Genomic DNA, 23191 nt, shown 5'->3' with positions numbered 1-23191 from the left:
GGGATCTACTGGATCGCCAGGTGCAGCGCGAGCCCGAGCCCGGCGAGACCGACCAGCCAGCGCAGCGGGCTCTCGGGGGCGACCCGGACGATCGCGGGCCCCAGGAAGCCGCCGATCACGGCGCCCGATCCGAGAGCGATCGCGGCGGGCCAGTCCACGGGGGCGAAGAAGACGTACGCGATCGCGGCGGTGCCGTTGGCGACGCCGGTGGCGACGTTCTTGACCGCGTTGGTGATCGCCAGGGCCTCGGTGCGCTCGAGCACGAGGACGGCCAGCGCGATGATGCCGACGCCGGCGCCGAAGTAGCCGCCGTAGATGCCGAGCACGAACACGATGACGCCCCAGCCGAACCCGCGGGCCAAGGTACGTCGCTCCTCACCGCCTGCTGATGAGGCCGACCGTGGCGGGCGCGCGGCCGCGCGGGCAGCGGCCCAGCCTCGGATCCGGTCGCGGAGCAGCAGGAGCACCGCACCGGCGCCGACGAGCCACGGCACCACCGTCTCGAACGCCTCGGCCGGCGTGGTGAGCAGCAGCGCCGCGCCGAGCGCGCCGCCGAGGAAGGAGGCCAGGGCCAGCCAGGCGATCCTTCTGCCCTGGCCGCGCAGCTCGCGCCGCGAGCCGGCGACGGTGCCGCCGGTGACGCCGAACATGGCCACCGTGTTGGTGACGTTGGCGACGACCGGCGGCAGCCCCGCGGCCAGCAGGGAGGGGTAGCTGACCAGCGAGGCCAGACCGGCCACCGAGCCGGTCAGTCCCGCACCGATGCCGGCGAGCAGGAGCCAGGCGAGCTCGGCGCTCACCGGGTTGTCATCAGTGCGGGCATCGGGGCGGTCAACGAACCAGGCACGGGCGCTTGGGATCGAAGGTCCACCCCGACACCAGGTACTGCATGGCGACGCCGTCGTCGCGTACGCCGAGCCCGTGCTCGAGGTAGAGGTCGTGCGCGGCCGCGACCCGGTCGCGGTCGATCCGGATCCCGAGCCCCGGGGCGGTCGGGACCGCGACGGCACCGTCGCGGATCTCCAGCGGCGACTCGGTCAGCCCCTGGCCGTCCTGCCAGATCCAGTGGGTGTCCAGCGCGGTGATCTCCCCCGGTGCGGCGGCGCCGACGTGGGTGAACATGGCCAGCGAGACGTCGAAGTGGTTGTTGGAGTGGGATCCCCAGGTCAGCCCGAAGTCATGGCACATCTGGGCGACCCGGACGGAGCCGGACATGGTCCAGAAGTGCGGGTCGGCCAGCGGGATGTCGACGGCGTTGGTGCGGATCGCGTGAGACATCTGACGCCAGTCGGTGGCGATCATGTTGGTCGCGGTACGCAGCCCGGTGGCGCGCTTGAACTCGGCCATGATCTCGCGGCCCGAGTAGCCGCCCTCAGCGCCGCAGGGGTCCTCGGCGTACGCGAGCACGTCGTCCTTGCCATTGAGCAACCGGACCGCGTCAGCGAGCAGCCAGCCGCCGTTGGGGTCCAGGGTGATCCGGGCGTCGGGGAAACGCTCATGGAGAGCGGTCACCGCGGCGACCTCCTCCTCACCGGCGAGGACGCCACCCTTGAGCTTGAAGTCGGCGAAGCCGTAGCGGGCCTGGGCGGCCTCGGCGAGACGTACGACCGCCTCGGGGGTCAGCGCCACCTCTCGCCGGACGCGATCCCAGTCGTCGGCGCCGTCTGGTTCCCGGAGGTAGGGCAGGTCGGTCTTGTCGGGGTCACCGACGTAGAAGAGGTAGCCGAGCATCGGCACCGAGTCGCGCTGCTGCCCGTCGCCGAGCAGCTCGGCGACCGGCACACCCTGCTCCTGACCTGCGAGATCGAGGAGCGCGGACTCCAGCGCGGTGACGGCGTGAACCGTCGTACGCAGGTCGAAGGTCTGGGCTCCGCGGCCGCCGGCGTCGCGGTCGGCGAACCGCTCCGCGACCTGCCGCAGCAGGCTGCGGTAGCGGGTGACGGGCTGGCCGACGAGCAGCTCTGCGGCCTCTTCGATGGTGCGCCGGATCGGCTCACCGCCGGGGACCTCGCCGACACCCTCGCGTCCCTCGGAGTCGGTGAGGATCGCGATGTTGCGGGTGAAGAACGGCGCGTGCGCACCGCTGAGGTTGAGCAGCATCGAGTCGTGGCCCGCGACGGGGACGACCTCGACCTTGGCGATGGTCGTGTTGGTCATGGCAGCTGCAGCTCGCCGTCGATCCGGCGGGCGAGGTGCCACGGGTTGTCGTCGCGTACGGCCTCCGGGAGGATCGCGGCAGGTACGTCCTGGTAGGCGACCGGGCGCTGGAAGCGCTCGATCGCGAGGCTGCCGACCGAGGTGGTGCGGGAGTCGGAGGTGGCCGGGTACGGGCCGCCGTGGACCATCGCGTGGCCGACCTCGACTCCCGTGGGCCAGCCGTTGAAGAGGATCCGTCCCGCCTTGAGCTCGAGCGCGGAGACGACCTGGGCGGCCGCCTCGTTGTCGGCGTCGGTGGCATGGACCGTCGCGGTGAGCTGGCCCTCGAGGGAGTCCAGGCTGGGCAGCAGCTCCTCGACGGTGTCGTAGCGGACCACGACGCCGGAGGCGCCGAAGACCTCGTCGGTCACGCCTGCGAGACGGGCGGCCTCGACGATCTGGGGCGCGGGAGCGTCGGTGTCACCGGCGGTGCCCTCGCCGACGACGGTCACGCCGTCGGTGGCACGGAGCGCCGCGGTGCCCTTCGCGTAGGCGGCGGCGATGCCGGAGGTCAGCATGGTCGCGCCGACGGCCTCGGCCGTGGCCCGGCCGGCGGCGGCCAGGAAGGCGTCGCCCGCCTCGCTCTTCGGGAGGAAGAGCAGGCCGGGGTTGGTGCAGAACTGGCCGGAGCCGAGGGTCAGCGAGCCGACGTACGCAGTGGCGAGCGCGTCGACGTCGCCGTCGAGCGCCCCGGGAAGGACGACGACGGGGTTGATCGAGGACATCTCGGCGTAGACCGGGATCGGCTCGGGCCGGGCCGCCGCGGCAGCGACGATCGCCAGCCCGCCACCGCGGGAGCCGGTGAAGCCGACGGCCTTGATCCGCGGGTCGACGACCAGCGCCTGGCCGAGCTCGATGCCGCCCTTGAAGTCGGTGTCGAGGAGGAAAGAGAAGGTGCCGGCGTGCAGCCCGGCCTTCTCGACCGCGCGGATGATGGCCTGGGCGACCAGGTAGCCGGTGAGCGGGTGCGCCGGGTGGCCCTTGACCACGACGGGGCAGCCGGCGGCCAGCGCCGAGGCGGTGTCGCCGCCGGCGGTGGAGAAGGCGAGCGGGAAGTTGCTGGCGCCGAAGACCGCGACCGGGCCGAGCGCGATCTGGCGCTGACGGATGTCGGACCGCGGGAGCGGGGTCCGGTCCGGGAGGGCCGGGTCGATGCGTACGCCCAGGTGGTCGCCGCGGCGCACGACGCCGGCGAACATCCGGAGCTGGCCGGTGGTGCGGCCGACCTCGCCGCTGATCCGGCCCTCGGGCAGGTGCGACTCGGCGACAGCGGCCTCGACGATCTCGGCGCGGGCCGCCTCGATCTCGGCGGCGACGGCTTCGAGGAAGTCCGCCCGGGCTTCGGGGGATGTGGCGCGGTAGCCGGCGAAGGCCTCGGCCGCGGCGCTGGTGGCGGCGGTGACGTCGGGCTGCTCGGAGTCGGCTCCGGCGATGATCGAGCGGTAGCTCATGTTCCCTTCCTATCGGGTCGGTCTCTCAGGGTGCAGATCGGCCGGCGTCAGGCGATCCGGGCGATCAGCTCGCGCAGCTCGTCGATCTCGTCCTCGCGCAGGTCGGTCAGGGGCGGGCGGACCGGGCCGGCGGGCCGGCCGATCGCGGTCAGACCGCCCTTGACGATCGACACGGCGTAGCCGGCCGTGCGGTCGCGGATGTCGAGGTAGGGGATCACGAACTCGTTGAGACGACGGTAGACCTCGTCGCGGTCCTGGGCACGTACGGCGTCGTAGAACTCGACCGCCCACTTCGGCGCGAAGTTGAACAGCGCCGAGGAGTAGGTGCTCACGCCGAGCTGGAGCAGCGGCAGCGCGAACGTCTCCGCCGTCGGCAGGCCACCGATGTAGATCAGCCGGTCGCCGACCCGGGCATAGGTACGTGTCATCTGCTCGATGTTGCCGACGCCGTCCTTGAAGCCGATCAGCGTCGGGTTGCGCTCGGCGAGCTGGTCGACGGCCTCGTCGCGCAGCACTGCGTTGGCGCGGCTGTAGACGATCACACCGAGGCCGGTCGCCTCGCAGACCCGGCTGGCGTGCTCGACGAGCCCCGCCTGCCCGGCCTCGGTGAGGTACGGCGGCATCAGCAGGATCCCGTCCGCGCCCGCGGCCTCGGCCGCCTTCGCCTGCGCGACCGCGTTGGCCGTGCTGCCCGTCGCCGGCGCCAGCACCGGCACGGCACCAGCGACCTCGTCGACCGCGGCACGTACGACCTGGTCGGTCTCCTCCGCGTTCAGCGAGAAGCCCTCCCCCGTGCCGCCGGCCGCGAAGAGACCTGCAACCGGGTACTCCGCCAGCCAGCTCAGGTGCTTGCGGTAGCCCTCTTCGTCGACCTGGAGGTCCTCGGTGAAATGGGTGACCGGGAACGAGAGAAGCCCGCTCTTGAGCTGGGCGGCCAGGTCGATCGGGCTGTACTCGGTCACGAGTCACGTCCTTCAGATGTTGTGAGGGTTGCAGTGGGGAAGGTGGTGACCATCACGTTATGAACGTTCGGTGATGCCTGTCCAAGCCCGAATTTGAATCTCGTGATGCCTTGGCGGCATCGCGGCGGCTCGGGTGGTCCGAGATCGTCTTGACCGCTCGTCGCGGAGTGCTTCTTCGGGGTTGGCGTGGGCAGCCGACCCTTTCTCGAGGGTCTTCTCGCCAGACCCCGGAGTCAAGGACAGGGCGGGGACCGTTCCCCAGCTACCGATTCATCTCGATGATCGCATCGAGAACCCGGCGTACGACCGGACTGACAGACCCCCGCGCCCAGATCGCATGGAGCTCGACGGGACGCTCGGGGTCCTTGTCGAGACGGGTGTCGCCGCCGCCGTGCTCGATGGGACGGAAGACGACACCTTCTACGTGCAGCGAGCTGGCCGAGACCGGGACGAAGCCGACGCCACGCTCGGCGGAGACCAGGAGCATGGCGGTGAGGACCTGGTGCACGCGCTGTTCGATGCGGGGGTGGGCGTTGGCCAGGAAGCGTACGGAGAGCTCGTGGAAGTAGCGGGACTGCTGGGGGTGGTAGCCGATGACGGGCTGGCCCTCGAAGTCCTGCGGCGTGAGCGGTCGGTCGAGCTCGGCCAGCGGGTGACCCTGCGGGAGTACGGCCATCAGCGGCTCGCGGGAGATGACCCTCGAGGAGAGCAGCTCGGTGTCGAAGGGCGGACGGGCCAGGCCGATGTCGATCTCGCCGTGGCGGATGCCGTCGACCTGGGCCAAGGTGACTCGCTCGGAGAGCCGCACCTCGACATCCGGAAGCTCGGCGGTGAGGCGGCGGAGCAGCGGCCCCAGGATCGAGATCGCGGAGACCGCGGTGAAGCCGAGCCGGACCACGCCGGCGGCGCCGGCATCCACGCGACGGGCCAGGTCACCGGCACTCTCGACCAGGTTGAGCATCCGGTAGGCCTCGTCGAGGAAGGCCGCTCCGGCACCCGTCAGGGCGACCCGGCGGTTGTCCCGCTCGAGCAGCTGCGCACCGACGGCCTTCTCCAGCTTCTGGATCTGTCGGGACAGCGGCGGCTGCGTCATCCGCAGGCGCTCGGCAGCCCGGCCGAAGTGGAGCTCCTCGGCGACCGCCACGAAGGAGCGCACCTGGTCGAGCGTGATCATCTGGCCAGAGTAGACCACGATGCACCAGGTGGAACACTCTATGCCGAATCGGGCTTGGACCGGTATCGCTAAGACTCTTAGTGTCGGTGGTCACACGACGTCGGGCCATCCCCATGCCACAACCGAGCCCGGCCACCAGGACCTAGGAGCAACGATGCGTACGACCACCCACCTACTCGCCGCGACCGCCGGCGTCGCGGCCCTGGCCCTCTCCGCCTGCGGTGTCTCGAACACCACCGGAGGCAGCGGGGACGGTGAGGAGTATCCCGCCGGCAACGTCGAGATGTACGTCGGTGCCTCAGCCGGCGGCTCCAGCGACCTGATCAGCCGAGCGGTCTCCAAGGGCCTCTCCGACGAGCTCGGCGCCTCTTTCCCGGTGATCAACCAGGAGGGCGCCAACGGCGCGCTCGCCGCCAACAAGGTCGCCAAGGCCAAGGCCGACGGGCAGACCATCGCCATCCAGAACGCCTCGCTCTTCGCCATCACGCCGCTGGCGGTCAGCGAGGACGAGGCCACCAGCCTCGACGACTTCGACGTCGTCCAGGGCGTCTCCCGCGACGACTACGTCATGGTCACCGGCCCGAAGAGTGGCTTCAAGACGCTCGACGACATCAAGGCCGCGAAGAAGAAGGTCACCTACGGCACCACCGGCGTCGGCACCGGCGCGCAGCTCTCGTGCGGCCTGACGTACGCCTCGGCCGGCGTCGACGCCGAGGCCGTGCCGTTCGACGGCGGCGCCCCGGCGCTGACGGCGGTGCTCGGCAACCAGGTCGACACCGCCTGCATCCAGGTCGGCGAGGCGATCGAGAACATCGAGTCCGGCAAGCTGACCCCGCTGAGCGTCTTCGGTCCCGAGCGGGTCGACTACCTGCCGGACGTCCCGACCGCCAAGGAGCAGGGTCTCGACGTCGAGGTCGCGCAGTACCGCTTCATGACCGTCCCCAAGGGCACCCCGGACAACGTCAAGGACGCCATCGCCGAGGCGATGCAGGCGACGTTCAAGACCGAGGAGTACCAGGCCTTCAACGAGCAGAACAGCCTCACCCCGATGGAGATCTCCGGTGACGAGGTGGTGACCCAGCTCGAGGAGGACAAGAAGCGGTTCGCCGACCTGGTCGAGCAGTACGGTCTCAACCTCGGCGCGAGCTGACCCCGCCCCACACGACGAAGGCATGACGATGAGCGACGAACGTACCCCCTCTCCTGACCAGGACATCCTGGCCGAGATCCAGGCCGAGGTGGCCCATGAGCTGGAGGAAGAACGACCTCCGGCCGGCGGACCGGTCTACCAGGTGGTGGGTGCGCTCGTCGCTCTCGTCGTCGGCATCGGCGGCGCGGTCCTCGCCTACGGCTACGGCCTGGGCTCGCTGCGCCAGCCCGGGCCCGGCCTGTGGCCGTTCGTGGTCAGCATCGCCATCACCCTGATGGCCGTGGCCCTGCTCGTCTTCGGCCGCAGACTGACCGACAGCGAGAAGTTCACTCGCTCCAGCATCCTCCCCGCGGTCGGCCTGGTCACCTTCATCGCGCTGGCCCTGCTGATGCCCGTGATCGGCTTCGAGATCCCCTCGCTGCTGCTGTGCGTCGTCTGGCTGAGGTTCCTCGGCGGCGAGTCCTGGCGCAGCACGATCATCACCTCGGTCGCCACGGTCGCCGCCTTCTACTTCCTCTTCCTCTACGGGCTGCGCATCCCGCTGCCCCACCTGTTCTGAGCGGAGCCCCCAGTGGACGTCAACGCATTCCTCGACGGCTTCGGGCTCGTCACCGAACCGCAGAACCTGCTCTACTGCCTGATCGGCGTGCTCATCGGCATGCTGATCGGCGTACTCCCCGGCCTCGGGCCGGCGGCCACGATCGCCATCCTGCTGCCGATCACCTACAGCATCGACCCGGTCTCCGCGATCATCATGCTGGCGGGCATCTACTACGGCGCCCAGTACGGCGGCACGATCACCTCGGTGCTGCTCCGCCTGCCGGGTGAGGCCTCATCGGTCGTCACGGTCTTCGACGGCTTCGCCCTCGCCAAGCAGGGCAAGGCCGGCACCGCCCTCGGCATCGCCGCGATCGGCTCCTTCGTCGGCGCGACCGTCTCCATCCTGGGCCTGACCCTGGTGGCGCCGCTGATCGCCGGCTGGGCGCTCAACTTCGGTGACCCGGAGTACGCCGCCCTGGCCCTGCTCGGCGTCCTGCTGGTCGCCACCATCGGCAACGGCAACAAGCTCAAGGCCATGATCGCCGCCGCGTTCGGCCTCCTGCTGGCCACGATCGGCCGCGACAGCTTCAGCGGCGCCGAGCGCTTCACCTTCGGCAGCCTGCAGCTGACCGAGGGCATCGACTTCGTGGTCGTCGCGATGGGTCTCTTCGGCGTCGGCGAGATCCTCTACAACCTCGAGGAGCGGCACGGGAAGCCCCACGTCCCCGCCGCCGTGGCCAACATCTGGCCCTCCCGCAAGGACCTCAAGCAGTCCTCCGGCGCCATCGGCCGCGGCTCGCTGATCGGCTTCGTCCTGGGCGTGCTGCCCGGTGGCGGCGCGGTGATGGCTTCCCTGGCCGCGTACGCCACGGAGAAGCGGATCTCGAAGCACCCCGAGCGCTTCGGGCGCGGTGCCATCGAGGGCGTCGCTGCCCCCGAGTCCGCCAACAACGCCGCCGCGACCTCCTCGTTCATCCCGCTGCTGACACTCGGCATCCCGGCCAACGCGTCGATGGCGATGCTCTTCGGTGCCCTGCTCATCCTCGGGATCTCGCCCGGTCCGCAGCTGGTCGAGGAGCGCCCAGACCTGTTCTGGGGCGTCATCAACTCGATGTACATCGGCAACCTGATCCTGCTCGTTCTGAGCATCCCGCTGGTCGGCATCTTCGTACGCATCCTGCGGGTGCGGCCGGCGATCCTGGCCCCGATCACCGCGCTGATCACGATCCTGGGCGTCTACACGATCAACAACTCGACCTTCGATATCTTCGTGATGATCGTCTTCGGTCTGATCGGCTACCTGATGAAGAAGGTCGGCTTCGAGCCCGGCCCGATGGTGCTCGCCTTCGTCCTGGGCTCGATCGTGGAGGACGGCGTACGCCGCTCGATGCTGATCTTCGACGGCGACCCGACCGGGTTCTTCACCCGCCCGATCTCGGGCACCCTCCTGGCCGCCTTCGTCCTGGTCGCCCTCTGGCCCGCCGCCAAGGCGATCCTGGCCCGGCGCAAGACCGCCCCCGTCGCCGCGGCCCCGGCCGAGCGCGACGACGTCGACACCCCGACCCGCTGAGCCCGACCCGCTGAGAAAGGCACACCATGACCATCCTGATCGGCTACGTACCCACACCGGTAGGTGAGGCGGCACTCGAGGCCGGCCTGGCCGAGGCGGCGGCCCGCGGCGACGACGTCGTCATCGTCAACAGCCCGCGCCGCGGTGCCACCGTGGACGCCGACCTCGTCGACGAGGCCGCGGCCGCGAAGCTCGTCGCCCGCGCCGCCGAGGCGGGGGTGAACGCCCGCGTCGACCACACCACGCACGGCGCCGACGTCGTGGAGACGTTCGACGGCCTGGTCGCCTCGACCGGCGCCCGGCTGATCGTGATCGGCCTGCGCCGCCGCTCCCCGGTCGGCAAGGCGCTGCTCGGCAGCGACGCCCAGCGCATCCTGCTCGACGCCGGCGTGCCCGTCCTGGCCGTGAAGCCGACCGCATGAGCGAGCGCCAGCGAGCGACAAAAGGCCTCAGGCCGCCGCGTCCGTATTCTTCGCATTGCCCTACGGAGGTGGCGGCATGAGCGGCCCCAACGCCAGCCGCATCTCGAAGGTCGTCGTCACCCCGGTCGCGTTCGCCGACCCGCCGCTGCTCAACGTCGTCGGCGTCCACCAGCCGTGGGCGCTGCGCGCGATCGTCGAGCTCCACACCGACACCGGCCTGGTCGGCCTCGGGGAGACGTACGCAGACGAGACCCATCTCGCCCGGCTCGACGCCGTCGCCCGGGCACTCCCGGGCGCCGACCCCTACGACACCCACGGCCTGCGACGGCTCGTCGTCGACGTACTCGGCAAGGAGACCGGCGGGGCCGGTGCCTCCTTCGGCGGCATGCTCGACGTCTCCTCCGCGGTCGACACCGTCTACTCCCCCTTCGAGGTCGCCTGCCTCGACCTGGTCGCCCGCGAGGCGGGCCGTCCGGTGAGCGACCTGCTCGGCGGCGCGGTGCGCGACCGGGTGCCGTTCAGCGGCTACATGTTCTACAAGTGGGCCGGCCACCCCGGCCAGCCCGACGACGAGTGGGGCGAGGCGCTCAACCCCGAGCAGATCGTCGCGCAGGCGAAGCGGCTGGTCGAGGGCTGGGGCTTCGGCTCGCTCAAGCTTAAGGGTGGGGTGTTCCATCCCGACGAGGAGTGCGCCGCGATCGAGGCACTGCGCGACGCCTTCCCCGACCTGCCGCTGCGGCTGGACCCCAACGGCGCCTGGACGCCGGAGACCTCGGTCAAGGTCGCCGAGCGGCTCGCCGGCGTCGTGGAGTATCTCGAGGACCCCACCCCCGGGATCGACGGGATGGCGCAGGTCGCGGCCCGCACCGACGTACCGCTGGCCACCAACATGTGCGTGATCGCCTTCGAGCACCTCAAGCCCGCGATCGCGGTCGACGCGGTCCAGATCGTGCTCTCCGACCATCATCTGTGGGGAGGGCTGCGCCAGTCGGCGCTGCTGGGCGGCATCACCGACACCTTCGGGCTGGGCCTGTCTATGCACAGCAACTCCCACCTCGGCGTCTCCCTGGCTGCGATGGTCCACCTGGCAGCCGCGACCCCCAACCTGACCTACGCCTGCGACACCCACTACCCGTGGAAGACCCAGGACGTCGTACGCCCCGGAGTGCTCGACTTCAGCGACGGCGCGATCACGGTGCCGACGGGCCCGGGCCTGGGCGTGGAGCTCGATCGTGACCTGCTCGGCGAGCTTCACGAGCAGTACCTCGGCTGCGGCGTGCGCCGCCGCGAGGACACCGTCTACATGCGTTCGTTCGAGCCGGATTTCACGCCGAACACGTCGCGCTGGTGACCCTCTGAGGCAATACCGTCAGGGTATCGCCTAATGCGATAAGTGGCTTGGACACGAATCGCCAATCCTGACAGTCTCCTGTGACCGGGGCCACACGTGGGCCCGGTCACAGTACGACGAGCCAGGAGCAACCACCGGTGACACAGATCGACAGAGGCGAGACCGGAACCATACCGGTCGTCGGCTATGCCTACCCCTGGGACGTGATCGGCGATCCGACCTTCGCCGATCGCGCCCGCAGCCTCGGAGTCACGAAGGTCGCCCTCGCCGCGGCCTACCACACCACCCGCGCCGCGACCCCGCTCCACCCCGAGCACCGGATCGTCGAGGCCCGCAGCGCAGCGCTCTACCGCCCGGTGCGGGCCGGGGCATGGGCCGGCGCGCGGCTGGTGCCGCCCGCCGCAACCTGGGTCGCCGCGGACGACCCCTACGGCGAAGCCGCCACCCTCCTCGCCGAGGCTGGGTTCGAGGTCGCCGCCTGGATCGTGCTGACCCACTCCACGCTCCTCGGTGAGGCCAACCCGGACCTCGCGGTCGTCAACTGCTGGGGCGAGCCCTACCCCTACGCCCTGTGCGCCCGTCACGAGGACGTCCGCCGCTACGCGGAGACCCTGGCCGCCGAGGCCGTACGCGACACCCCGACCGCCACGGTCATCCTGGAGGCGTGCGGCCAGCTCGGCTTCGGCCACGGCGGGCACCACGAGAAGACCGACGGCGCCTACGACGCCTCCACCCAGCAGCTGCTCTCGATCTGCTGCTGCCCGGGCTGCCGCGAGGACTGGACCGTCCGCGGGCTCGACGCCGAGGCCACGGTGGCGGCCCTGCGTGCCGCGACCGGTGCCGACCCCGCCAGCGCGACGGTGGACGCGACGACCCTGGACACGATCCTCGCCTCCCGCCACGCCGCGGCCGACGAGCTCCGCCACCGGGTGATCGCGGCCGTCCGCGAGGCCGCTCCCGACGTCGTCGAGATCGCCCTGCACGCCCAGCCCGATCCCTGGGCCACTGGCGCCAGCCCGGGCCTGACCCCGACCACCGCCGATGACGTCGACCTGGTCGTCTCCTTCTGCTGGCCGACCACCGAGGCCTCGGTCGAGACCGGGCGCCGGCTCGTCCAGGCAGTCGACGGGAAGGCAGCGGCCGCTGCGTACGTCACCGTTCTCCCGCCCACCACCGAGGACGCCTTCGGTGGCCATGTGCGGGCGCTGGTCGATGCCGGGATCGACCAGATCCACCTCTACCACCTCGGTCTGGCGGGCGCGGACAGGCAGCACCTGCTCGCCGAGGCGACCAAGGTCCCCACCACCGCCGCGACGAGGACGGAATGACGCCCATGAACACCCGCAACGAGAACGGAACCCTCAAGCGCGCCTGGCGCGCCGTCGACACGGTCTTCGAGGCCTTCTGCATCCTGTGCCTGGTCGCCACGCTGCTCATCGTGCTGTGGCAGGTGTTCAGCCGCGAACTGCTGAGCAACTCCCCCAGCTGGAGCGAGGAGACGGCCCGCATCCTGCTGGTCTGGATCGGCTTCCTCGGCGCTGCGATCGGCTTCCGCGAGGGCGCCCACATCGCGGTCACCTTCCTGGTGGACAAGTTCCCGGCGACGCTCCAGTCGGTGATCGACCGGTTCGTCCAGGTGCTGCTGCTCGGGTTCGGGCTCTTCCTGGTCGTCCAGGGCACCCAGTTCGTCATCGACGCCCAGACGGCGTCCCTGGCCGGCACCGGGCTCCCCCGCAGCGTCCTCTACCTCATGATGCCGGTCGCCGGCGCCATGATCATCCTCTACACCGTCCTCCAGGCCTTCGGCATCAGTACCCAGCGGTACGCCGAGCCTGACGATGCAGCCGAGCTCGGCTGAGCCGCCGAAAGTCGAAGGACTCCCCCATGCCCATCGATCCACTTGCCATCGCCATCCTGCTGGGTGGCTTCGCCGTCCTCGTCCTGCTCCGCGTCCCGGTCGCCCTCGCTCTCGCCCTGGCCGCCATCTTCGAGGCGCTCTACATCGGCCTTCCGCTGACCACCGTGGGCCAGCGCATGGTCGCCGGTCTCGACACCTTCGCCCTGCTGGCCATCCCGTTCTTCATCCTCGGCGGCGAGATCATGGGCACGGGCGGCATCTCCCGCCGCCTGATCGCCCTGGCCGGGCTGCTCGTCGGCTGGGTCCGCGGCGGCCTCGGGATGGTCAACATCGGCGCCAGCACCTTCTTCGGTGCCCTGTCCGGCTCCTCGGTCGCGGACGTCTCCGCGATCGGGTCGGTGACGATCCCGATGATGAAGAAGCGCGGCTACGACACCGACTACGCGGTCGCCGTCACCGTCTCCGGCGCCACCCAGGCGGTCATGATCCCGCCGAGCCACAACCTGATCATCTACTCGATGGCCGCGGGTGGCGTCTCGATCGGCGCCCTGTTCACCGCAGGCGTGGTCCCGGGGCTCCTGCTCGGTGCGTCGCTGATGGTGATGGCCTACATCCTGGCGGTCAAGCGGGGCTACCCCAAAGAGGAGCTCGTCCCGCTCAAGGACGTACCGAAGATCGTCGCCGAGGGTCTGCTCAGCCTGCTGATGCCGGTGATCATCCTGGGCGGCATCCTCAGCGGCATCTTCACCGCGACCGAGTCGGCGGCGATCGCCTGCCTGTACGCCTTCATCCTGACCTTCTTCGTCTACCGCGACCTGCCGCTCAAGGCGATGATCCCGATCCTGCAGAGCGCCCTGCGCACACTCGGCGTGGTGCTGTTCATCATCGCGGCGGCGGGTGCCTTCGGCTACTTCTTGGCGTTCCTGCAGGTGCCGGCGCTGGCCACCGACGCCCTCCTCGGCATCTCCGACAACATCGTCGTGGTCCTGCTGCTGATCAACCTGCTGCTGCTCGTGCTCGGCGCGATCATGGACATGGCCCCGCTCATCGTGATCATGACGCCGATCCTGCTGCCGGTCGCCACCGGGCTCGGCATGGACCCGGTCCAGTTCGGGATCATGCTCGTCTTCAACCTCGCCATCGGCCTGATCACCCCGCCGGTCGGCAACGTCCTCTTCGTCGGCTGCGCCATCGGGCGTACGTCCATCGAGAAGGTCATCAAGACCGTCGGCCTCTTCCTCATCCCGATGGTCATCGTCCTGTTGCTGATCACCTACGTCCCGTTCTTCTCGCTCGCCCTCCCCGATGCGCTGGGCCAATAGGTCGGGCCAAGTAATTCCACCAATCGAAAGGAACCACCCGTGAACACCACATCCCCCAAGCCGGTTGCCCGGCGCTCCCTGTTCAAGGCAGGCGCCTTCGGCGCCGCAGCCGTCGCCGGCGGACTCGCGCTCAGTGCCTGTGGCGGCGGTTCTCTCGCCGGCAGCGGCGGCGGAGGCGGCGGCTCGAAGACCTTCAAGCTGGCCGAGACCCACCCCGACGACTACCCGACCACGCTGGGCGACAAGAAGTTCGCCGAGCTGGCCGAGAAGTACAGCGACGGCCGGATCAAGATCCAGGTCTACCCCAACGCCCAGCTCGGCGAGGAGTCCGACGCGATCGAGCAGGTCCAGATGGGCTCGATCGAGATGACCCGGATCAGCTCGGCCCCGATGGGCGAGTTCGTGCCCGCGATGGGGCTGTTCAGCCTGCCATACCTCTTCGACGACGCCGACCACCTGTGGCGCTTCCTCGAGAGCGAGAGCGGCAAGAACCTGCTCGGCGAGGCCGACGGCGCCGGCTTCAAGGGCCTCGGCTACTTCGACCCGGGTGCCCGCAGCTTCTACACCTCGAAGAAGGCGATCAAGGCGCCGGCGGACGTCAAGGGACTCAAGATCCGGACCCAGGAGTCGCAGGTGCAGATCGACTTCATCAAGGCTCTCGGCGGCTCCCCCACCCCGATGGACTACGGCGAGGTCTACAGCTCCCTGCAGAGCGGTCTGCTCGACGGCGCGGAGAACAACGAGCCCTCCTACTACTCCGCCTCCCACTACGAGGTGGCGAAGAACTACACCCTCGACCGGCACATGCGCGTCGCCGAGGTGCTCCTCATCAACAAGGACACCTGGGCCGGACTCGACACCAAGGACCAGGAGGCGCTCCAGAAGGCCGCCGACGAGGCCGCCCCGTTCCAGCGCGAGAAGTGGGACGCTCAGGTCGAGGCCGACCTGGAGAAGCTTCGCGGAGAGGGCGTCACGATCAACGAGATCAGCGACCTCGCCCCGTGGCGCGAGGCGACCAAGTCCGTCATCGACAAGCACGGTGCCAAGCTGGGCGAGTACATCTCCGCCGTCGAGGAGCTGCGCACCGCATGACACAGGTTGTTCTGATCACCGGAGCCAACGGCGGCGTGGGGAGGCTGATGCGCACCCGCCTGGCCCGCGAGGGCCGGGTGCTTCGCCTCCTCGACGTCGTACGTCCCGAGGACCCCGCCGAGGGCGAGGCCGTCGAGGTCATCGAGGCGTCGGTGACCGACGAGGCGGCGATGCGTGCCGCCTGCGAGGGCGTGGAGGCGATCATCCATCTCGGCGGCATCAGCGTCGAGGCCCCGTGGGACGGCATCCTCTCGGCCAACATCGACGGCACCCGGGTGGTCATGGAAGCCGCCCGGGATGCCGGGGTGGCGCGAGTGGTGCTCGCCTCGAGCAACCACGCGGCCGGCTTCTACGACCTCGACGACGCACCCGCCGAGGGGCTGGCCGCCGACGCCTTCCCGCGCCCGGACACCTACTACGGGGTCAGCAAGGTCGCGATGGAGGCGCTCGGGAGCCTCTTCCACGACCGCTACGGCATCGACGTGACCGCGCTGCGGATCGGCTCGTGCTTCGAGAAGCCGTGGGACCGCCGCTCGCTGTGGACGTGGATGTCGCCCGACGACGGCGCCCGGCTCCTCGCGGCCTGCCTGGCCACTCCCGAGCCCGGCTTCCGGGTGGTGTGGGGCGTCTCCCGCAACACCCGCAACTGGTGGTCCCTGGAGGCCGGCGAGGCGATCGGCTACCACCCGCAGGACGACTCCGAGGTCTACGCCGCCGAGCTGCTCGGTGACGCGATCGACGACGGCCCGCAGGGCCCGGAGGAGCGCCTGGCCGGAGGGAAGTTCTGCTTCACCCCGCTGGGCGAGCACCAGAAGAAATAGGCCCCCATGGGGAACGGGTGGTCCGGCTGACGCCGGGCCACCCGTTCCTCTTTTCGGGGGGTCAGGAGGCGGCGGCGCGGATCAGCGTCCCGAGGTTCTCCACGAACGTGGAGGTGTTGATCAGCTGGGGCGGCTCGGCCGGCTGGTAGGGCGGCATGGCGGGCGGGTTGTCGGCGGGGTAGGGCGAGGTGTCGAACGTGTCCCCGACGTGCTTGCTCATGTACGCCTTCCCGGCATAGGGATGCCGGGTGCCCGGGCCACGGAACGGGTTGGTGACCGCCTCGGCCGCGGAGAGCCAGTAGTCCTTCTCGCCGAGGTCCGCGATCACCTCCGCGACCTCGGTCTCCTCGGGCGCCTCGACCTCGTGGGAGGTGTCGCGGAGCAGCTCGAGCAGGCCCAGGTCGTGCAGCGAGAAGAACGGCGGCAGGTCGTACGTCGGCCCGGAAGTCAGCGGTGAGCGCGCGACCAGATCGGCGACCTCGGCATCGGGGAGCGCGCTGAGCCGGTCGTACTCGGTACGCAGGCGTGCCTCGGCCACCGACCGGCCACCGGAGTAGTGGCTGAGCGTGTCGTGGTGGTCGTAGTCGTAGTAGTAGGCGCCGTTGACGATGTTCGAGCCGAACCGGTGCACGAACAGCGCCCGGTTGGTCCCGGGCTCGACGAAGGTCGGGTGCGTCCGGCTCGCGATCAGGGGGTTCTCCGCCCGCTGCTGGGCGGTCAGCCGGCAGCTCGCCAGCCAGTCCAGCGCGGTGGGGACGCCGTCGAGGAACGTACGGTCGCCGGTGAGCTGGAAGTACGTGAACAGCTGCTCGACGTTGGTCTGGGTGGTGTGGGTCGTCAACGCGCGCGGCTCGTAGGAGCGCCCGGCGGCCACCGCACCCGCTGGACGACCGTCGCGGTCCTCTGCGAGATGCTGAAGGCCCCAGCCGGCCTGGGGCGCGGGCTGCTGCATGCGGCGTACGCACTCCATGGCCCGGCGCACGGGCTCGACGAGGTCCTCACGGCCCAGGGCGATGACGCACATCAGCAGGAGCTTGATGTTCTCGCCCAGGACGTTGTCGTTGAAGGTGACGTGCTGGGTGTAGTCGCCGTCGACCATCCCTTCACGGGCGTCGTCGGGGAGCCAGGACGGCAGCTTCCTCGGCCACGGCATCTCGGTGGTCGCCTTCGGGTCGTACGGCCACCGCTGCGGCCAGCCGCCGTCCCCTGCGCCCCCGCTGATCTGGGCGTCGGTGATGAAGCCGATGACCTTGTTGAGCGACCGTCTGAAGCCGCGGTCGCGCGGGTCGAGCAGGTGCAGCCGGAGGATCAGCTGTCCGGCCGTCGAGGTGGCCGCGTCGTCGAAGGTCGAGTTGTCGTAGAGGTGCTGGAACTCCTCCAGGCGCCAGCCGTTGATCCCGATCGACTCGTACCAGCGCCGCAGCGACTTCGCGCCCGCGAAGTCGTGGATGTAGTTCCAGCCGCCCTCGGGGCGCTGCGCACGGACGAGAGCCCGGCCGGTGCGCCGGGCGGCGTGCAGGAACCGCTTCTCCCCCGTCGCGACGTACGCATCGAGCAGGGCGTGCCCGACCGTCGGTGTGCCTGGCGGCTGGACCCAGCACATGGTGCGCCGGGCCTCCATCTCACCCCAGGTCAGCGACATGTCGGGGCGGTAGCTCCAGACGTAGGCGCCCTCGTAGGAGACCGTCTCGTCCATGTAGGTCGCCGCCCGGAGCATCGCGTCACGAACGGAGGTGGAGGTGGAGGTGGCGGCCGCGGCCGAGGTGGTGAGGCCGGCGGTGGTGACGCCGCTCGCGGCACCGAGGAGCGGCGCGGCCGTTGCTGCTTGGACGAGCCGACGCCGGGTCAGTGTCGAGCTCGGTGGGGACTTCTTCGCAGGTGAATTCATCCCTCAATCGTGACGAGGCTCACACCCGGACAGCCAATACCGATGCAGACTCACGCGATGCCCGTGGGGGCAACGTGTTTCACTGCCGCAGACGGCGGCGAGTGCTGCCCAGATGCACCCGCATCGCGGCCCTGGCGGTGTCGGCGTCACCGGCGAGGATCGCGGCCGCGATGTTGTCGTGCTCGCGCTGCACGCGCTCGACGTGGAGCGCGTCGCTGGGCGAATAGGCGTCGCCGAGCCGGGTGCGGGGCAGCATGATCATCATCGGGCCCAGCGAGTCCATCAGGTCGAGGTAGAAGCGGTTGCCGGTCGCGGCCGCGACGGCGCGATGGAAGGCGAAGTCGGCCTCCACGGCGCCGTCGGGATGCGCGGTGGCCAGCGCGGCGAGCGCCTCCTCGATGGCGCGCGAGCCCTGCTCGTCGAGGTGGGCGGCGGCCAGGGCCGCCGCCTCACACTCCACGCCGAGCCGGAAGTCGACCATGTCGAGCACGTCGTGCTGGGTGCGGATCGCGGAGGACTCCAGCGCGAACGGAGAGGGCTCCGGCACCGCCAGGACGTAGGAGCCGCGCCCCTGGAAGGTCTCGACCAGACCCTCGGCACGCAGGCGGGTGACCGCCTCGCGCGCCACGGTCCGCGACACCCCGTAGGTGGCGACGAGGTCGGACTCCGAGGGCAGCTTCGCCCCCGGAGCGAGGTCCCCGGCCAGGATCTGGTCCTTGACCCCGGACACGACACGGTCGGCGAGGCCGGCGCTTATCGTCATGCCGAGAACTTAGCGCTCTCCACGGTGAGCTTGCGCATCTGGTCGCTGAGCGTGAAGCCGAGACCCGGACGGTCCGGCACCCACATCTGGCCGTCGTGGATGTCGATGCGCTCCTCGAAGAGCGGGTTGAGCCACTCGAAGTGCTCGACCCACGGCTCGGTCGGGTAGGCCGCGGCCAGGTGCAGGTGGATCTCCATCGCGTAGTGCGGCGCGAGCGCCAGACCGGCGTGGGCGGCGAGGGTGGCGAACTTCAGGAACGGGGTGATCCCGCCGATGCGCGGCGCGTCGGGCTGCACGATGCCGCGGTAGCCGGCGTCGATCAGGGCCATGTGCTCGGGCACCGAAGTGAGCATCTCGCCGGTCGCGATCGGGGTGTCGAACGTACGCGACAGGTCGGCGTGGCCGACGGCGTCCCAGGCGTCGAGCGGCTCCTCGATCCAGATCAGGTCGAACTGCTCGAGCTCACGGCACATCCGGCGGGCGCGGGCGCGGTCCCACTGCTGGTTGGCGTCGACCATGAGCGGGGCGTCGCCGAGGTGCTCACGCATCGCGGCGACGCGGCGCAGGTCCTCGGCCCAGTCGGGCTGGCCGACCTTGATCTTGATGCCGCCGATGCCGGCCTCGAGCGACGCGGTGGCCTTCTCCTTGATCTCCTCGACGCTCGCCTGGAGGAAGCCGCCGGAGGTGTTGTAGACGCGGCAGGAGTCGCGGTGGGCGCCGAGCAGCTTGGCCAGGGGCAGGCCGGCGCGGCGCGCCTTGAGGTCGTAGAGCGCCACGTCGAGGGCGGCCACCGCCTGGGTCGCCACGCCGCTGCGACCGACCGAGGCGCCGGCCCACATCAGCGACTCGTAGATCTTGGCGATGTCGGAGGGGTCCTGGCCGATGGCGACCTGGGCGATCTCCTTGAGGTGGGCGTACTGCGCCGGGCCACCGGCCCGCTTGGAGTAGCTGAAGCCCATTCCCTCGAAGCCCTGCTCGGTGGTCACCTCGACGAAGAGCAGCACGGTCTCGGTGAGCGGCTTCTGCCGCCCGGTGAGCACCTTGGCGTCACTGACCGGGTTCTCGAGCGGGAGGACGACGTGGGAGAGGGTCAATGACGTGATGCGGTCGGCGGCCATGGCGGGATGCTCCTCGATGGGCTAAGTTGTATGACAAGTTCAGAACTTATCCGATGAGTGGTGAGGAGTCCAGAGCGTGGCCGCCGATTCTCAGGTCGTCCAGCAGTTCGTCCGGCAGGTCCCCCGATGGCGCGATCTCGCGCCCTTCCTGCGACCGCGCCCGTTCCGGTGGCGCGCAGCCGACCGCCGGCTGGCCCGCTGCCTCAGCGTCGACGACCTGGAGCGGGCCGCGCGCCGGCGGGTGCCGACGGCGGTCTGGGACTACGTCTATGGCGGCTCGGACGGTGAGCACGCGATGCGCCGGAACCGGGCGGCCTTCGACCGCGTTGAGTTGCGGCCCACGGCCTTCGGCCAGGTGGCCGAGCCGGAGGTGCGTACGTCGATCCTCGGGCGGCCGGCGGCGGCGCCTATCGTGCTGGCACCGACCGGCTACACCCGGCTCAGCCACCACACCGGCGAGCGGGCGGTCGCCGCGGCGGCGGCCGCGGCCGGGTTGCCCTACACGCTCTCGACGTACGCGACGACCTCGATCACCGACGTCGCCGACGCGGCTCCGCAGGGACGCAACTGGTTCCAGGTCTACCTGATGAAGGACCGGGCGGTGACCCTGGACCACATCACCGAGGCGGCCGCCCACGGCTATGAGGCGCTGATGCTGACCATCGACACGACCGTGACGGGGATGAAGCGCAAGGACAAGCTCAACGGGTTCGCGATCCCGCCCCAGCTGAGCCTGCGTACGTTCGCCGGCATGGCCCGTCACCCCGGCTGGGTCGCCAACATCCTGACCACCGAGCCGCTGCGGTTCGCGACGTTCCCCGAGGGGTCGCACTACGGCCGCTGGGGCATGTCCAACGAGCTGCGCGAGCAGGCGATCCGGCCCTCGGACATCGGCTGGCTCAAGGAGCACTGGGACGGCCCGGTTGTGGTCAAGGGCGTGCTCTCGGTCGCCGATGCGGTGGCTTGTGTGGACGCGGGTGCCGATGCGCTGGTGCTCTCCAACCACGGGGGCCGCCAGCTCGACCGCGCCCCGGTGCCGCTGGAGCTGCTGCCGGCGGTGGTCGACGCGGTCGGCGACCGGACCGAGGTGTACGTCGACTCCGGCGTCCGCTCCGGCGGCGACATCGCGGCGGCGCTCGGCCTCGGCGCCCGCGGCGTGGTGATCGGCCGGCCCTACCTCTACGGCCTGATGGTCGCCGGGCAGCAGGGCGTCGACGCCACCCTGACGCTGCTGGTCGAGGAGCTGCGACGGGCGATGTGCCTGCTCGGCACTCCCGACATCGCCGCGATCGGCCCCGAGCACGTACGGCTGAGGTCGGCATGAACCTCGTCCACGACCTGCGCACCGCCCTCGGCGAGAGCGCCGTACTGACCGATCCGGCCGACATGGCGGCGTACGTCACCGACTGGACCGGCAGCTTCACCGGCACCGCCATCGCGGTCGTGCGCCCGGCCTCGACCGAGCAGGTCGCGACCGCGGTCCGGCTGTGCGCGGCGGCGGGCGTCGCGGTCGTCCCGCAGGGCGGCAACACCGGCCTCGTCGGCGGCGGCGTACCGGACTCCCGCGGCGACCAGGTGGTGCTCTCGCTCGGCCGGATGCGCCGCGTCCGGGAGGTCGACCCGGTCGCCGACACCCTCACCGTCGAGGCCGGCACCCCGCTGGCCACCGTCCAGGAGGCCGCCGCGGCCGCCGGGCGGCTCTTCCCGCTCTCCCTCGGCTCGGAGGGCTCGTGCACCATCGGCGGCACGATCGCGACCAACGCCGGCGGCACCGCGGTGCTGCGCTACGGGATGATGCGCGAGCTGGTGCTCGGCCTCGAGGTCGTGCTCCCCGACGGCCGGGTCTGGGACGGGCTGCGGCCGCTTCGCAAGGACAACACCGGCTACGACCTCAAGCAGCTGTTCATCGGCTCCGAGGGCACGCTCGGCGTCGTCACCGCGGCCGTGCTGCGGCTGCTGCCGGCGACACCGCGCCGGGCGACGGCGTTCGTGGCACTCGAGTCGGTCGAGGCGGCGACGTCGCTCCTCCCCCTGCTCCGCGAGCACGGCGGCGGGCAGCTGACCACCTGGGAGCTGCTCGGACGCCAGGCCGTCGACCTGGTCCTCGCCCACCTGCCGGGCGTGCGCGACCCGTTCGCGGACCGGCACGAGTGGTACGGCCTCGTCGAGCTCGCCGGCACCTCCGCCGACGTGGACGAGCGGCTCGAGGATGCCCTCGCGGCCGCCGCCGAGCAGGGACTGCTCCTCGACGCCGTGGTCGCAGGCAGCCCCGCTCAGCGCGAGTCGCTGTGGGCCCTGCGCGAAGGCGTCTCGGAGGCTCAGAAGAGCGAGGGCGCGACCCTCAAGCACGACGTCACCCTGCCGATCACCGCCCTGTCCCGGTTCGTCGCCGAGGTCGGCCCGGCGCTGCTCGCGGCGCTGCCGGGGCTGCGGCTGGTGACGTACGGCCACATCGGGGACGGCAACCTGCACTACAACATCTCGGCGCCCGTCGGCGACGACGCGGCGCTGAAGCGGGACGCCCCCACCCTGACCCGAATCGTCTACGACGCCGTCACCGCGCTCGGCGGCAGCATCTCCGCCGAGCACGGCATCGGCACGCTCAAGCGGGATGCTGCCGCTGCGTACAAGACAGATGTCGAGGTCGACCTGATGCGCGCCGTGAAGCAGGCGATCGACCCCGACGGGGTCATGAACCCTCGGAAGGTGCTGGCCTGACGCTTCCGCTGGTCGAGCCGGGTTCGTGAGGAATGAACGAATCCGTGTCGAGACCAACACAGTTGCGTCGTTCCCAGATTTTAAAGCGCGCTATAATACGAGCATGGGATTCAGGGCACTCGCGACGATCGCACAGCACGAACCTGAAGAGGTCGTCATCGAGATTGTGCCGAGTGGCGACCTGCCCGCGTCGGCACCGGCGACCCCAGCGGCAACGATCACGTCGGCATTGCGTCCGGGTGGACCCGACCCCGACCCGTTCATCTCTCCCGAACATCGCATCACCTATCTCCTACGAGAGATCGGGTGGGCGCCGCTCGAGACCGTCGTCATCGGCTCGCCGTTCGGGGTCGTCCGCGAGACACGGTTCAGAGCGGCCGTCGTCAACCACGAAGGAGGCTCGACCGACTCGGTGCAGGTAAGGAACGACGACGGCGAGCTCCTTGCCGAGCTCGCCGTCTCGAGCACGGCCGCGGACGCTCTCGCTCTATCCGGCTGGACGGTCGTGGGCGCCTCAGGCGGAGGGTGGCCCGACGGCACGATCGCCATCGCGCCGCGCGACTGGAAGGTCGTGGTCGAACAAGCAAAGACCGATCGCGAGATCGCGCAACGCGAGGCCTCCCGACGCGACAGCTTCTGGGCAGCCTGCGTACGCGAAGCCATCCTCGACGGCCACACCGCGAAGGATCTCGCGGAGATCGCCGGTGTCTCCGTGCAGCGCATCTACCAGATTCGCGACCGGCGACGATGATCCTATTCAGCCGATCGTGCACGATCCGTGCACTGGAACACCCC

At 70.4% G+C, this 23191-nt stretch carries 21 protein-coding genes; 13 read left to right on the top strand and 8 right to left on the bottom strand.

From position 1 onward, the window contains the following. Positions 1-5: 5 nt before the first annotated feature. The 5 genes from AB0F44_RS04215 to AB0F44_RS04195 form a co-directional block, all read right to left on the bottom strand. Positions 6-800: a sulfite exporter TauE/SafE family protein gene (locus AB0F44_RS04215; protein WP_357352977.1), complete on the bottom strand. Its 795-nt coding sequence runs from the start codon at positions 798-800 to the stop codon at positions 6-8. A 31-nt stretch (positions 801-831) separates the two neighbouring features. Continuing rightward, positions 832-2157: an enolase C-terminal domain-like protein gene (locus AB0F44_RS04210; protein ID WP_357352975.1), complete on the bottom strand. Its 1326-nt coding sequence runs from the start codon at positions 2155-2157 to the stop codon at positions 832-834. Continuing rightward, positions 2154-3647, bottom strand: coding sequence for an aldehyde dehydrogenase (NADP(+)) (locus tag AB0F44_RS04205; RefSeq protein ID WP_357352973.1), 1494 nt, complete (start codon positions 3645-3647; stop codon positions 2154-2156). Before AB0F44_RS04205 ends, AB0F44_RS04210 begins: the two co-directional genes overlap by 4 nt. A gap of 47 nt (positions 3648-3694) precedes the next feature. Beyond that, positions 3695-4609: a 5-dehydro-4-deoxyglucarate dehydratase gene (gene kdgD, locus AB0F44_RS04200; RefSeq protein WP_357352971.1), complete on the bottom strand. Its 915-nt coding sequence runs from the start codon at positions 4607-4609 to the stop codon at positions 3695-3697. A 262-nt stretch (positions 4610-4871) separates the two neighbouring features. Beyond that, positions 4872-5783: a LysR substrate-binding domain-containing protein gene (locus tag AB0F44_RS04195; protein ID WP_357352969.1), complete on the bottom strand. Its 912-nt coding sequence runs from the start codon at positions 5781-5783 to the stop codon at positions 4872-4874. Between the two features lie 154 nt (positions 5784-5937). Between AB0F44_RS04195 and AB0F44_RS04190 the strand changes: the two genes are divergently transcribed. The 10 genes from AB0F44_RS04190 to AB0F44_RS04145 all read left to right on the top strand — a co-directional run bounded on the left by AB0F44_RS04190 (position 5938) and on the right by AB0F44_RS04145 (position 15909). Beyond that, positions 5938-6933 carry a tripartite tricarboxylate transporter substrate binding protein gene (locus tag AB0F44_RS04190; RefSeq protein ID WP_357352967.1) on the top strand — a complete coding sequence of 332 codons (996 nt, stop codon included), beginning with the start codon at positions 5938-5940 and terminating at the stop codon, positions 6931-6933. Positions 6934-6961: 28 nt separating this feature from the next. Then, positions 6962-7492 carry a tripartite tricarboxylate transporter TctB family protein gene (locus tag AB0F44_RS04185; RefSeq protein WP_357352965.1) on the top strand — a complete coding sequence of 177 codons (531 nt, stop codon included), beginning with the start codon at positions 6962-6964 and terminating at the stop codon, positions 7490-7492. 12 nt (positions 7493-7504) lie between these two features. Continuing rightward, entirely contained in the window at positions 7505-9043 is a 1539-nt protein-coding gene (locus AB0F44_RS04180) for a tripartite tricarboxylate transporter permease (RefSeq protein ID WP_357352963.1), read from the top strand. Positions 9044-9069: 26 nt separating this feature from the next. Beyond that, positions 9070-9465, top strand: a complete 396-nt coding sequence (locus AB0F44_RS04175) for a universal stress protein (RefSeq protein WP_357352961.1) — start codon at positions 9070-9072, stop codon at positions 9463-9465. A gap of 76 nt (positions 9466-9541) precedes the next feature. After that, positions 9542-10816, top strand: a complete 1275-nt coding sequence (locus tag AB0F44_RS04170; protein ID WP_357352959.1) for a glucarate dehydratase family protein — start codon at positions 9542-9544, stop codon at positions 10814-10816. Between the two features lie 137 nt (positions 10817-10953). Further along, complete coding sequence (locus tag AB0F44_RS04165; RefSeq protein WP_357352957.1) at positions 10954-12144, top strand: hypothetical protein; 1191 nt, start codon at positions 10954-10956, stop codon at positions 12142-12144. Continuing rightward, the gene (locus AB0F44_RS04160) at positions 12141-12674 is read left to right on the top strand and encodes a TRAP transporter small permease (protein ID WP_357352955.1); all 534 of its coding nucleotides are present in this window, start codon (positions 12141-12143) and stop codon (positions 12672-12674) included. Before AB0F44_RS04165 ends, AB0F44_RS04160 begins: the two co-directional genes overlap by 4 nt. A gap of 26 nt (positions 12675-12700) precedes the next feature. Beyond that, positions 12701-13996, top strand: a complete 1296-nt coding sequence (locus AB0F44_RS04155; RefSeq protein ID WP_357352953.1) for a TRAP transporter large permease — start codon at positions 12701-12703, stop codon at positions 13994-13996. A 39-nt stretch (positions 13997-14035) separates the two neighbouring features. Then, a complete protein-coding gene (locus AB0F44_RS04150; RefSeq protein ID WP_357352951.1) occupies positions 14036-15088 on the top strand; it encodes a TRAP transporter substrate-binding protein in 1053 nt (350 codons plus the stop codon). After that, positions 15085-15909 carry an NAD(P)-dependent oxidoreductase gene (locus AB0F44_RS04145; protein WP_357352949.1) on the top strand — a complete coding sequence of 275 codons (825 nt, stop codon included), beginning with the start codon at positions 15085-15087 and terminating at the stop codon, positions 15907-15909. Before AB0F44_RS04150 ends, AB0F44_RS04145 begins: the two co-directional genes overlap by 4 nt. A 61-nt stretch (positions 15910-15970) precedes the next feature. Here AB0F44_RS04145 and AB0F44_RS04140 read toward each other — a convergent pair whose 3' ends face one another. The 3 genes from AB0F44_RS04140 to AB0F44_RS04130 form a co-directional block, all read right to left on the bottom strand. Continuing rightward, positions 15971-17797, bottom strand: a complete 1827-nt coding sequence (locus tag AB0F44_RS04140; protein WP_357352947.1) for a pectate lyase — start codon at positions 17795-17797, stop codon at positions 15971-15973. A 79-nt stretch (positions 17798-17876) separates the two neighbouring features. Beyond that, positions 17877-18560 carry a FadR/GntR family transcriptional regulator gene (locus AB0F44_RS04135; protein WP_357352945.1) on the bottom strand — a complete coding sequence of 228 codons (684 nt, stop codon included), beginning with the start codon at positions 18558-18560 and terminating at the stop codon, positions 17877-17879. Beyond that, complete coding sequence (locus AB0F44_RS04130; protein ID WP_350659852.1) at positions 18557-19678, bottom strand: mandelate racemase/muconate lactonizing enzyme family protein; 1122 nt, start codon at positions 19676-19678, stop codon at positions 18557-18559. Before AB0F44_RS04130 ends, AB0F44_RS04135 begins: the two co-directional genes overlap by 4 nt. Before the next feature lie 76 nt (positions 19679-19754). On the opposite strand from AB0F44_RS04130, the gene AB0F44_RS04125 reads away from it, so the two are divergent. The 3 genes from AB0F44_RS04125 (at position 19755) to AB0F44_RS04115 (ending at position 23147) form a co-directional block, all read left to right on the top strand. Continuing rightward, complete coding sequence (locus tag AB0F44_RS04125; RefSeq protein ID WP_357352943.1) at positions 19755-21002, top strand: alpha-hydroxy acid oxidase; 1248 nt, start codon at positions 19755-19757, stop codon at positions 21000-21002. Continuing rightward, on the top strand, positions 20999-22396 hold the full coding sequence (locus AB0F44_RS04120; RefSeq protein WP_357352941.1) for an FAD-binding oxidoreductase: 1398 nt from the start codon (positions 20999-21001) through the stop codon (positions 22394-22396). Before AB0F44_RS04125 ends, AB0F44_RS04120 begins: the two co-directional genes overlap by 4 nt. Before the next feature lie 103 nt (positions 22397-22499). Next, the gene (locus AB0F44_RS04115; protein WP_357352939.1) at positions 22500-23147 is read left to right on the top strand and encodes a hypothetical protein; all 648 of its coding nucleotides are present in this window, start codon (positions 22500-22502) and stop codon (positions 23145-23147) included. Positions 23148-23191 lie beyond the last annotated feature (44 nt).

Source organism: Nocardioides sp. NPDC023903, assembly GCF_040639295.1.
In the GTDB taxonomy this organism is placed as follows: domain Bacteria; phylum Actinomycetota; class Actinomycetes; order Propionibacteriales; family Nocardioidaceae; genus Nocardioides.
The sequence above is the reverse complement of the archived record's forward strand: the minus strand, read 5'-3'. Positions and strand labels throughout refer to the sequence as shown.